Raw genomic sequence first — 11,887 nt, 5'->3', positions numbered from 1 at the left:
GTATTAATTCAGTTAAACTATTCGATACAATTCTGATATAAGAAAATAGAATTACACAAAATGAAATGAACCCTTTAGGCTCAAAATTGGATATAGCTATCCATTAAAAAACTGAATTATACTTTAGGTGGCTGGAAAAGTGATTCCAAATATCTGGAAGTGAAGTTTACTTTATGTAAATTATATTGTTTTTTCTCTTCAAACTTTAATCGATTGGTTAAAGCCAAATTATTGTTCGCAATAATTAATACCAAAGGGTGACAACATTGATTATGGGAATGGACTGGTGTATTCTCCTTATCTGGGTTATGATGATGCTCTTCATTTTTAGCATCGCTCTCAATGTAATCTTCAACTACATATTCAAAGAAAGAGTCTCCATAAACTTTATGGTCTTGATAATGGGTAATTACATTTGAAATTTCTTTAATTGGACCACAAAAGTCCATATCTATGCTTATCCCTTGAAAAAAGAATAAAATAGACATTGATATGGAAACAAATATTTTCATATAATTTATACAAATATACAAATTATTGAATGCAATGGTGTTGCAAATAAATTGATTGGTAAATTACAAAAACCATAGAGCATCTTTAGCATCGTCTGGAACCCCATTATTAAAATGTGGTGCTATTTGTGCTACCATTTCTGGATATTTTATTGTGATTGGTACATTTTGTTGTCGAAGCGATTTCCAATATAATCTGCTAAACTGATACACTTGTGTTAATAATTCTAACACTACATCTGCATCTTCAAAAGCATCTTCATCTGGACTGCTTACCTTAATTTTTATTGGGAACGGATAACCATCTGTATCTGCATACCGCTGTGAATTAGGGTAACGTGCATTATTAAACAACAAAAAATGATTTTCGCTAATACGTATGTATGTACCACTTACAGGCATTAACTTTTTGTTCCAATTAAGGTCGTAAGCAATAATATCTTCTGCTTCTGTTTTATTGATATTTAGAATGTAGAGCGGAATTTTTAACCCTAATGTATGCATCCCTCTAATAATTGGTTTTAGTTCCTCGTAACTCATTTCCTTATAGAAGTGAATGACTACTTTATCTGCTTCTGCAACCGATGTAAAATCTCTAATGGCTTTACATATACTTCCTGCCAATAGTTCTGTTTCGCTTTGGTCAAAATATTCGAACTTTCTAAATAAGCCATTGTTTTGAAAACTAAAGGCACTTGCTATATAACGTCTGTTTTCGCCTTGATTGGTAAATGCACCAACACCTATTACTAATTCTTTTTTATCGGTTACTGCAAGTTTCCAAGGTGCGCCACCTAATTTGGCGTGAATAGCTAACGCCATATTTTGCAATGAAAATTGGAAGTTGTATTGATTCTCGATATTGACCACCATTTTTTCATAATCTACCACTTGTGTAACAATGCCTTCATTTAAAAACAGTTCTTTGATTTGAATATAGATTTCGCGGTCTTCGGGATTTTGTGTGAACTTATCGAAAGGACTTAAATAAAAAGCTGCGTAAAGCACATTATCGTGGTCGAAGGTTAAACTCTCTAACTTTTCAACTATTTCTGGTATTGGGTCGTTTTCGTTGGTAAATTCAATGAAGTGTTCTTTGGATGATGATGCTTTAATGTTCACATAGGCTTCTAATCCTTTATAATAATTCTTTTCTGTATTTACACCTTCCTTTAAATTTTGATAGAAAGACAATACCGAATCTTTATGAGAAGTATGGCAAATGAAAAATATCTTGATATTTTGATTGTTTGGACGTCTGTAAGGGTTTAGGATATTCATTGCCTTTTTAGGCACTAAATGGGTTTTCTTGTTACCGTATTGGTCTTTACCAAATTCCAATAAACCTACTTGTGGGTCGATATGGTTGATACGATTGAGTGGCACATCTATAAACGTATCAGTTTTAAATGGAAATATGACTTTAAAATCTTCTTTAAACAGATAGTTGGTTGCAAAATTATTAATAAGTGCTACGTACTTTTGATATTTATTAATTGGTCTTATAGGTTCCTCAATAGGTATATCTAATGCTCGTGCTAATGACAAATTAAAAATTGGGTATGCTTGGTCAAACTGAATAGCATTGTAAAATTCTTGTTTTTCCTCTGTATCGAGGTCCATTTGGTAATTGAACGTTTTTTGACCATATACACAACGCTTTATTAGCTCTGAATCCTCTATATCCTTAACCGACGTTGTAAGGACTTTTGAAGTACCATCGTATGATACAATTAACTCTGGTAAGTCTGTGAGTTTTGCAAACTGTATCTTAAATGAAAATTTATAGTAGAGGTTATAGTCTGCTGTATTCCCTTTTTTTGAAGGCATCCACACTTGTACATCGCCAACAAAGTTTTTTACTACTATATAGTCTTTAGATTTAAAATAGCTTCTTAATTGGTGTTTAAGGTATTGTTTATATATTCTCAATTCTCTACCATTTACTAAATTCAGCTTAATGCTTGGTGCATTGGGTATTTCTGTAATAAATGTTGTAAATATTTGGTCTGTATTAGATAGGTCTGTGTCTGGAAACACCTCTTTAATCTGTCTTGAAAATTTAGATTTATGAATGGGATGACTGCCTTCAATATCCTCTAATGATAAAAATATTGTAGGCGCACTATTAGGCCATTTAAAATTAAGTATGTTGGTTTTGAGGTGTTCTTGCATTGGTATTGTAATTTTCAGTTTTACATAAAATCTATTTGAATTGCTCTGTTATTTTTAATCCTTTTTCAATAACTAAATTAATATCATTACTGTTATTTGATTGTGCGTTTAGAGAGCCTAAAATTTTTAAACTTTCTTCTGTTTTATAGTCAATATCTTGTTTAAAAAACACTTCAATAGCTTGTTCTATTCTTTCTTGTATAATTTTAAGTTCTTTTTGTTGGTCTCCTTTTTGTTCTGCTCTGGTAAGTGAATAGTATTCACCTTTTGAAGGTCTTTTAATTCTTTTATCCAAATTATATGCTCTATTTAAAAATGCTTCCAAACGCATTGCTTTTATTTCTTCTGTTGCCATATTTATTTAGTTTTCATCAATCTTACTAATTTTTTCTTTAGCTATTTTGAGGATTTCCGTACGTTCTCTTTCATTTTTAAGCATTAGTACAATTTGTTCGGACATCCATAGCTTAATTAATTCGTTTTCGTCTTCTTTTAATGCTTTGGCGAATGCAACTACTTGTTCACGTCTTGCCATCCGATTTCCTCGTTCTATTTTGCTTAAATAGGCAACGTCCATATTTAGGTTTGCAGCCATTTCCCTTAATAGCAAATTGCGTTTTTCACGCAATGAGCGTATGTACTCCCCAAACTCCATAATAGAATTATTTAGACTTGTCAAATTTTGTCTAATTTAAGTAAAGGAAACTAAAGGAAAAGAAAAAGATATAAGTAGTTATTAACAGATAGTGAGGATATTAAGGATTTAAGGAAGTCATTTAACCATATCCCTAAATCCTTAATATCCTTAATTACGTCCTTGCAGGATTTGAATAGTTATTGTGTGCTTCTCTGTGAATTAATCCTGCTTCTACAAATTTGGTAATATAACCTTCTGCGGTTTTATGTGGGATATTCTGTTTTGTGGATAAATCTAAATACTCTTGTCTGCTAAATTGCTTTGGCAAACTTTCTAAAAAGCGTTCTTTTCTATTTGAACGTTTTGTTGCTCTCTGCTCTATTGGTAAATCATTAAATACTTTACTACTGTGCTTCACTAAAATTGAAATTATGGTTATAGCGTTTTCAAAATCTATATCCTCACATTCTTTAGTTGCGTTTACATCACCATCTTCCATAATGCGGAATGCTGTGAATAGCATCATTATTCTAAATGCAATTAAGCCTAACCGCCTTATTGTTGCAATGTATTCTTCGGGTTGTAGGTTGATGTATTTGGTTTGTAAGGATTCAAAAAACGTATTGAATTGCTGTTGTTGGCTTGTGGTTAATCGTATTTCAATCTCTGGGTTATTTTTAAGCGTTTTATACAGTTCTAAAAACTCGCTACCTAATTGGTTATAGTAATCATCTAAACCTACTTTATTGCTGTTTTGAAACACGTTTTTCCAAGTTGGTTTAATATTCATATAGTAAAACATAAAACGACTAAACAAACCATTTTCTGCGTTGGGTATTAGAGTCGCCACTTGTTTAGGTGTACCTGATAATACTGTTGATAAACACGGTTTTTCAATATCTACATATTCTCTATCTGTTCTGCGATAATAGCTTATAGTTTCGTGATGAAAGGCTTTACGAAAACCATCGGAATAATTACCATAATCGCTTTTAAAGGCTTGTGCTAACGTATCGCCTTCGGTTTCAAAAATTAAACCTCTGCCTTTATTATCAGAAATTAATTGATATACGCCTGTTACACTATTGTTAGCAGGAATGAACAGCATTCGCTCTGGCGGTTTACTCGGTTTTTCCAAGTTTTCATCTTTGCCTTTGTTCATATTGTAAGTAGCGTTTTCTGATTGAAATTGTTGCTTTAATACTTTGGCTTGTTCTCGTTTTAATTTGTGAACAGGCTCTACTAAATTTTTAATTTGGTTAAGCCTTCCTTTTCCTGCAGAAGCAGGTGCGGTTACAAATAAATATAAGTTGCTGAATACTTTACGTTGGTCATAGATTCCGAAGAGTTTAGGAAAACACGCACTAAATGCTGTTAATGCGCCTAACAATAAAATGTCCTTTTCTTCCTGTCCATTAGCAGGGTTTACAACTTGTTGTAAAAACTGTGGCAAATTCTCATATACCGTTTCTGGTATTGTAGGCATTGCTTGGTTGGGTGTATCGACAACAGTTGCAACGTTTGTTGCAACTTCGTTGTTGTACTGTTGTTTAGGCGGTTTGACACCTGACTGATGTGCATAGTGATAAAAGGTAGCAATTGTAATTCCGTGTCCTTTTGCGTTTAAGCATTTATTGAATTGTGCATCACACTCTTTAGCATCGTAACCTGCATAATTTTTACTTATTCGGTGGAAATAATCTCTTCCTGCTTCTCCGTATTCTTCTGCTAATGCAAAGCCTAAATCTCTCCAAATAGCGTAACTTCCTGTTATGTCTGTACCTGATTGCTCGATTACTGAAATGTAGGGTTCAATGTCGTTATCAGCAACAGCAACAACATTGGTTGTTGCTGTGTTGCTTTTTGGTTGAGGTTGCTCTTTAGGAACTTCTAACCAATCTTTTGGATTAAATATTTTACTCATAATGCTTGATGTCTTTTATGTAAAAAGGCTGTTGGGTCGTATGGTAAAAAACACGCTCTGGAAACGTCTTTACCTGACTGGTCAACCTCAATGTTATAATTGTGTTTAATGTAATTTGCAACTGCTGTGAAATATTCTGAATGTGTTACTTCTGAAATATCTATTCTAATAATCCATTTTAAACCATCACCAGATGGTGATATGAATAGCATTTCGGTTTCAAAATATTCATCATTTAAGAGCTGTGTTCTTAACTCTTGTAGATTCTCTAAATGGTCAAAATCAATGGTTAATAAATTAGAATGCTTTATCAAGTTGTTATCGCTTCGTTTTTCAAATGTTCCTGAAAGTGTTACGTAATCAAAGCGATTCGCTTTGAATTTACGTGCTTCTTTTACATTGGTAATTGCTCTTAATTCTTCAGTAATGCTTTTGTATTTATCACTTGTGATTAATGCAAACACTTGATGCAATCGCAAGGTTTCCGAGGGAAACACATTGCGAACAGGCGCTTTAAAAAAGCTACAGTTGGCATACCAGGTATCGTCTGGTTCATTAAGCCATTCCAATTCGTCTTTTTCCTTGACTTCTAAATTTAGATGTAGCTCTTGATTTATCTTCTGGTACAAATCTTCTTCATCGGTTATTCTAAAATGATATTGTGCAAAATCGAATACATCACCTTTAAAGGCTTCTAATTCTGTATCTCGATGTGTTGCTATAATACCATCAATATGAATCCGTAAGGTTTCTTTACCACCATTAAAAGGGTTTCGAGTTATCCCACAGTCCCTTCCTTTTACAGAAAGGACTGTTTGATTAGGATAATACTGTCTCAACACATAGGCATAGATTTTTAAACCATAATGTGTTTTGTCTAAAATTGCTTCTCTACTTATTTCCATCTTGCTTGAAATTATGGTTGTAGTAGTTGTCTTGAAGCAACTGCTCTATGTCAGCAACTTTATAGTAAAATTTACCTTTTACTTTGCTGTAAGGCAAAGTGCCATTGGTTCTTAAAGTTTGTAGCGTTCGCTTACTTATATGTAAGGTCTGCAATACATCTTGATTGTCTATCCACGTATCTTTTAATACTTCTGCTCTCGATTGTCGTAACAATTCGATACGTGCTTTAATGTCCTTTATTTCTTGAGAGAGCGTTAAGAGTAAATCGATTATTTCAGTCATAACTTCACTGCTCCTTTCTTAATAAGGTAATCGGCAGCTTGCTGTTCGATTTCGTCTCTTGAGTTCATACGGTTACGCAGTAACCAATGGTCTAACTCTTCTCTTTGGAAATAAATCTTTTTACCATTCGGTTTATAATGTGGAATGGTTCCCGTACTTGTGAGTTTATACAAGTGCGATTGGGATAATTCTAAATACTTGCAAGTTTCATTAAAGTTTAATACTTGCTTTTGCATTGTTTGTTGCTCTAATAAGAGTTTTTCAATGCGGTCTAACTTTTCGATGATATTTGTGTCCATCGTTTATTTTGTTTTAAATAAATGAGGACATCTGGCCAAATGTCATTCTTGGTTTTCAAGAACAGGACAAAGGTTGAAAATTGGCTTCCCGATTTTAGTAAGAGTGTAAAACAAGGGTAAGACAACAGTAAGGTTTCTTACTATTCTTACTGTTTTTTATTGCAGTTGTTGGATGATTTTATCTATTTCTTCCTTTTCTTTTGGGTTGTGAATTTTGTTTTTGTGAAGATTATTCGCCTTTAATAGCGTACCTGTTTTAGTAATAAATTTTCCAGAACGTTCTATTGAGGTAGGATTGAAACCATTAAAAAATGGTTTAAGTTTTGTTACAAGGTAACTAAACTGTGTAGTTTCGCATTGAAGATAAATTTGCGATTCTGTATTTGCAAAATCTTTTGCTAATAACAATTGGTGCAAATGTTCAACAGTTGTGCGGTTATCTAACAAGTCGATTTTTAGATTTACTTGTTTAAGTACAGTTAGCAAAGTTGAAGTGTCATTACTTTTATATCCAAAAGAAGTCTTGGGTGTTGCTTTCGTTTTTGATGTTTTTTTGGTAGCAACTTTTTTAGTGGTGTTCTTTTCTATTAAGCTAACATCAAAAGTTTCATCATTAAAGTATTTTTCTGCAATTTCAGAAATTGAGAATTTTGTATTTTCCGAAAATTGTCCGTATTGCTCTTGTAGTTCAGCATACAACCTTATTACAGATACTTTTAAGTAGTTTATGATATAATTGTCATCATTATTTAAATCTGTTGTTATACCTCTTTTATTGATATAAGTTGCAATGTCATTTAAGTACTTATCAAATTTATTAAGTAGAATGGTATAGCTGTATTTATTTTCTGGTGTAGTTGCATTTTTCGGAAATTCCTTTACAAATGATGCTACTGTATTTTCTGTTTCATTAAATATTAGCTTTTGGCAGTATTCTTTTTTCGCATTTAAAGGCTTTTTAAAGTTTACTTTAAAAACTGCGTTATTAGCTTTTTGGTTCAATTTAAAATCAGACAATAAGTATTTAAAATCCTTTTCCTGTCTATTATCTCTATGTAAGCCATTGGTTATAGAAACCAAACTTGAAAATATACTTCCTTTCATTATAAATCCAGTTGAATACGGTTAGCAGCTTCTTTCTTTTTATCGTCAATTACTTTGGCATATATCTGTGTAGTTCGTAACTCTTTATGACCTAATAATTTTGATACAGTATATATGTCTGTACCCAAAGTTAATTGTAAGGTAGCGTAGGTATGACGCGCACAATGAAACGTAATAGTTTTAGTAATACCTCCCTTCATCATCCATTGTTGTAATTTTAAATTAGACCAGGCACTATAATGTAAGCCATCAAATACTTTATCGTCTGGATTACCTTTTTCTCCTAATAGATTTCTTGCTTGGTCTGATATTGGTAAGGTTTCGACACCTTTAGTTTTCTTTTGTCTAAATCGGATATAATATCCCATTTCTTTTGAGTGCTGGATTTCTGACCATATCAGTTTTTCAATATCTGACCAACGTAATCCGGTTAAAGCTGAAAAAATAAAAGCATTTTTTAAAATAGGTAGTTCACATTCTGTATTAACTGCCTTTTGTAATTCATCAAGCGTTAAAAATTCTCGTTGAGGTTCACCTTGTTTAAAATACTCTACACCATTTGCAGGATTTACTTTTAATATGCCATCTTTGACCGCCTGTTTTAATGCAGCTGAAAATTTACCATAATACGAATATTTAGAATTTTGAGACAGTTGCTTACCTGCTCTACCTATTGCATCTTTATCTAAATACTCTTTGAAACGCTCAACAAATGATTTGTCTATATCTTGAAAACTAACATCTGTTGGACAAAACTTTTTTAAATGTTTTAGCATACTATTCCAATTACCATAATTGCCAGAGCTTGTATTTTTCTTTTCTGCTAAAGCTGTGATATAAGTAATAAAACTGCCTTTTAGCTTTTCAATATCTTGAAAGCCATAAATACCATTTTGAATTTCTATTTGTCGCTGTGCACATATAGTTTCAGCCAATTGTTTGGTTTTCTTATTTACCTCTCTTTCAGTTTTGGTTTTAGGATTAGGCGTAAGGTATAAGCGTAAGTATTCTGTTTTACGTTTGCCTTTATGATAGTAATCTAAATACAGGCTTATTTTGTCGTTCTTCTTGCGTTGTCTTAATGTTACTTTCATAATGTAATTAATTAAAAAGGTTTTCTATTTGCCATCTGGCCACAATACGCTTTCTACCAAAAGGAACTGCTTTTAAACGTCCTTGTTGTATCATTCTTTGAATGGTCCATCTACTTACTCCAATAAGTTGTGAGGCTTCTGTAACACTTAAAAAATCCTTGTTATTTACTGCATTAGGATTATGAACCTCAACAATTTCTTTTTGTTGTTGCATATCTTCAGTAAGAGTAGCTTGAATTTTTTCTTTTCGTTTGCGTGCCTTATAGGCTCTTTTTGCACAAGTATCACCACAGTATTTAGTAACTGTTGTGCGTGCTGTAAACGCATTACCGCAATGCTTACAAGTTTTAGGAATGAATAAATTACTGCTCATAAATGGTGCTTTATGTAGCGTAATGGTGCAACGTGGTGCGTTATGGTGCATCATTTCGCCAATATCTTCGCCAACAGAAATGGGCAACAATTCTATATTTTAGGCAACAGATATACAACAAATTTAATCAAAAAAGAGCAAATAAACAACAAACAAAAGAAGATAAAATACTATAAAGTCAACAATAACAAGGGATTAACAAATAAAAGAAAGTAAGTTACTTCCCGATACAGAAATTAGCAAATATATTACCCAACAAATCATCATTGGTTATCTCGCCCGTTATCTCACCAAAGTGATATAAAGCTTGCCGAATATCAATAGCCAACAAATCTCCTGACAAGTCGGTTTCTAAACCATATTGTACTTTTTGCACTTCTTCAAAAGCCTTTAATAAAGCATCATAATGACGAGAGTTAGTAACAATAGTTTCATTATTTCTTAAAGCTCCTGTATTAATTAAATTAAGCAGTTTATTGGTCAATTCCTCCACTCCAAATCCTGTTTTAGCAGAAATAGGAATCACATTTGAAGCCTTAACTTCTAAAGCTGTAGTTATGGTTGCTAATTCAGAATCCGTTATTTGATCTATTTTGTTTAAAATAACCAACAACTGCTTTTGTGGAAACTGATTTCTTACTTTTTCTATTTCAATTAAAAAATTAGCGATGGCTTTACCTCCAACAGCTAATTGTGGACTTCCTATTAAAAACAGCACCACTTGGGCTTGCTCTATTTTTTCAAAGGTCTTTTTAATACCAATACTCTCTACAACATCTTCAGTGTCCCTAATTCCCGCAGTATCTATAAAACGAAAGCCAATACCTCCTATTGAAATTTCGTCTTCTATAGTATCTCTTGTCGTCCCTGCTATTTCCGATACTATCGCACGATCTTCATTCAGTAAAGCATTCAACAACGTAGACTTCCCCACATTAGGCTCACCGACAATAGCTACTGGAATACCGTTTTTTATAACGTTTCCAACAGCAAAAGAATCAATCAAACGTTTCAATACAAAAGTGATACGCGCTATCAACTGCTTAAATTGTGTACGGTCTGCAAACTCTACATCTTCTTCCGCAAAGTCCAATTCTAATTCTATTAAAGACGCAAAGTTTAAAAGCTCTTCCCTTAGCTTAGCTATTTCCGAAGAAAATCCACCTCGCATCTGCTGCATAGCTATTTGGTGAGAGGCTTCATTATCACTAGAAATTAAATCGGCTACAGCTTCTGCCTGACTCAAATCGAGTTTTCCATTTAAAAAAGCACGCAGTGTAAACTCACCTGCTGTCGCCATTCTACAGCCTTTTCGTAAAAATAACTGAATAATTTCTTGCTGAATATAAGATGATCCATGGCAAGATATTTCTACTACATTTTCACCTGTATAAGAATTAGGGTCTTTAAAAACAGAAACTAAAACTTCATCTATAGTTCTACCGCCTTCAACGATATGACCCAAATGAATGGTATGTGTTTTTTGCTTATTCAGATCTTTATCAGATACAGATTTAAAGCTTTTAGATGCTATTGTTATGGCTTCTTTTCCCGATAAGCGAATAACTGCTATAGCTCCACTCCCAGAGGGTGTTGCTAAAGCTACAATGGTATCATTATGCATATTCTAATTCTTTAATGCAAAAGTATTGTAATTTATGCGATTGATTAAACATTATCCTTGCCAACTTTTAAGTGGTCGCTTTTATAAGCATACTATTAATCATTGTTTTTATATTTGCAATGCACACTTTAATAAAGAACAATATTAATTCATGAAAAATCTATGCCTCCTTATTTTTACTTGTCTATTATGTTTTAGCTGTAAAGAAGCAGAACCTAAACTCCCTCATTATACGATTACCGGTACTGCAAAAGGAGTTTATAATGGTGTTAGAATTCATCTAAAAAGCTCTGATGATAAAGAAAAAGATAAAATAGTGAGTACAAGAATGGTTAAGAACGAAAGCTTTTTTATTGAAGGAAGAGTAGATATGCCAACGTTATACAATGTTACAATAGATGGCATACAAGGAAAACTATCTATAATGGTTGAAAACAGTAACATCAATATCGACATTAATAAATCTAAAATAGAAGAATCTAAAATAACGGGGTCTAAAGCGCAGGAAGATTATGATCGTTTTTATATTGGATTTAATAAACTTGATAAAGAAATTTTTGCAACTGTAAAAGAGTTTAGAAAATATAGATCTCAAAATAATAAAACAAAACTAGACTCACTTTCTAATCAAATGAAAATCATTGACAATAAAAAAACTCAATATGTCATTGACTTCATTAATAATAATGAGGATAATTTTTTTAGTTTATTCCTAATCAGTAAACAATTAAATAACAAAAAATTAGACGCAAAAAAATACATGGATGCCTTTAATAACTTATCCTCTGAAATTAAATCTTCTAAAAAAGGAATAGAAATTAAATTAAAACTAGAAAACTTACTTGATAACTATTTAAAAACCAATCAACCTAAAATTGAAAAGTAACACCAAGTTTTGAAGCTACAACCCCCGATGGTAATACTATAAACCCAAAGGAAAGGCATTAGAACTAAAAG

The 11,887-nt window shown here is 32.5% G+C and carries 13 protein-coding genes; 1 reads left to right on the top strand and 12 read right to left on the bottom strand.

Annotated features, from left to right (window positions below; genetic code table 11):
* Positions 1-116: 116 nt before the first annotated feature.
* The 12 genes from H0I32_RS14520 to mnmE all read right to left on the bottom strand — a co-directional run bounded on the left by H0I32_RS14520 (position 117) and on the right by mnmE (position 10,930).
* Entirely contained in the window at positions 117-512 is a 396-nt protein-coding gene (locus H0I32_RS14520) for a hypothetical protein (RefSeq protein ID WP_236630970.1), read from the bottom strand.
* 63 nt (positions 513-575) lie between these two features.
* Positions 576-2,687: a Piwi domain-containing protein gene (locus H0I32_RS14515; RefSeq protein WP_179314325.1), complete on the bottom strand. Its 2,112-nt coding sequence runs from the start codon at positions 2,685-2,687 to the stop codon at positions 576-578.
* 31 nt (positions 2,688-2,718) lie between these two features.
* Positions 2,719-3,042 (bottom strand): hypothetical protein, encoded by a 324-nt coding sequence (locus H0I32_RS14510; RefSeq protein ID WP_179314326.1) that lies wholly within the window; start codon positions 3,040-3,042, stop codon positions 2,719-2,721.
* A gap of 6 nt (positions 3,043-3,048) precedes the next feature.
* Entirely contained in the window at positions 3,049-3,342 is a 294-nt protein-coding gene (locus H0I32_RS14505; RefSeq protein WP_179314327.1) for a helix-turn-helix domain-containing protein, read from the bottom strand.
* A 154-nt stretch (positions 3,343-3,496) separates the two neighbouring features.
* Positions 3,497-5,248 carry a DUF3987 domain-containing protein gene (locus tag H0I32_RS14500; protein WP_179314328.1) on the bottom strand — a complete coding sequence of 584 codons (1,752 nt, stop codon included), beginning with the start codon at positions 5,246-5,248 and terminating at the stop codon, positions 3,497-3,499.
* On the bottom strand, positions 5,245-6,153 hold the full coding sequence (locus H0I32_RS14495; protein ID WP_179314329.1) for a BT4734/BF3469 family protein: 909 nt from the start codon (positions 6,151-6,153) through the stop codon (positions 5,245-5,247). Before H0I32_RS14495 ends, H0I32_RS14500 begins: the two co-directional genes overlap by 4 nt.
* Complete coding sequence (locus H0I32_RS14490) at positions 6,140-6,436, bottom strand: helix-turn-helix domain-containing protein (RefSeq protein WP_013622771.1); 297 nt, start codon at positions 6,434-6,436, stop codon at positions 6,140-6,142. Before H0I32_RS14490 ends, H0I32_RS14495 begins: the two co-directional genes overlap by 14 nt.
* Complete coding sequence (locus H0I32_RS14485; protein ID WP_013622770.1) at positions 6,433-6,735, bottom strand: helix-turn-helix domain-containing protein; 303 nt, start codon at positions 6,733-6,735, stop codon at positions 6,433-6,435. The genes H0I32_RS14490 and H0I32_RS14485 overlap by 4 nt, the downstream gene beginning before the upstream one ends.
* Positions 6,736-6,891: 156 nt before the next feature.
* The gene (locus H0I32_RS14480) at positions 6,892-7,839 is read right to left on the bottom strand and encodes a DUF6617 family protein (protein ID WP_179314330.1); all 948 of its coding nucleotides are present in this window, start codon (positions 7,837-7,839) and stop codon (positions 6,892-6,894) included.
* Positions 7,839-8,933 carry a site-specific integrase gene (locus H0I32_RS14475; protein WP_179314331.1) on the bottom strand — a complete coding sequence of 365 codons (1,095 nt, stop codon included), beginning with the start codon at positions 8,931-8,933 and terminating at the stop codon, positions 7,839-7,841. The genes H0I32_RS14480 and H0I32_RS14475 overlap by 1 nt, the downstream gene beginning before the upstream one ends.
* Before the next feature lie 7 nt (positions 8,934-8,940).
* Positions 8,941-9,393, bottom strand: coding sequence for a helix-turn-helix domain-containing protein (locus H0I32_RS14470; protein ID WP_246284990.1), 453 nt, complete (start codon positions 9,391-9,393; stop codon positions 8,941-8,943).
* Between the two features lie 130 nt (positions 9,394-9,523).
* Positions 9,524-10,930: a tRNA uridine-5-carboxymethylaminomethyl(34) synthesis GTPase MnmE gene (gene mnmE / locus H0I32_RS14465; protein WP_173588552.1), complete on the bottom strand. Its 1,407-nt coding sequence runs from the start codon at positions 10,928-10,930 to the stop codon at positions 9,524-9,526.
* A 151-nt stretch (positions 10,931-11,081) separates the two neighbouring features.
* On the opposite strand from mnmE, the gene H0I32_RS14460 reads away from it, so the two are divergent.
* Positions 11,082-11,816 (top strand): DUF4369 domain-containing protein, encoded by a 735-nt coding sequence (locus H0I32_RS14460; RefSeq protein ID WP_179314332.1) that lies wholly within the window; start codon positions 11,082-11,084, stop codon positions 11,814-11,816.
* The last annotated feature ends 71 nt before the right edge of the window (positions 11,817-11,887 follow it).

Origin of the sequence: Winogradskyella sp. HaHa_3_26 (assembly GCF_019278425.1) — a bacterium.
GTDB lineage: Bacteria > Bacteroidota > Bacteroidia > Flavobacteriales > Flavobacteriaceae > Winogradskyella > Winogradskyella undariae.
Note: the sequence above shows the minus strand (reverse complement) of the source record. Positions and strands in the feature narration are given on the sequence as shown.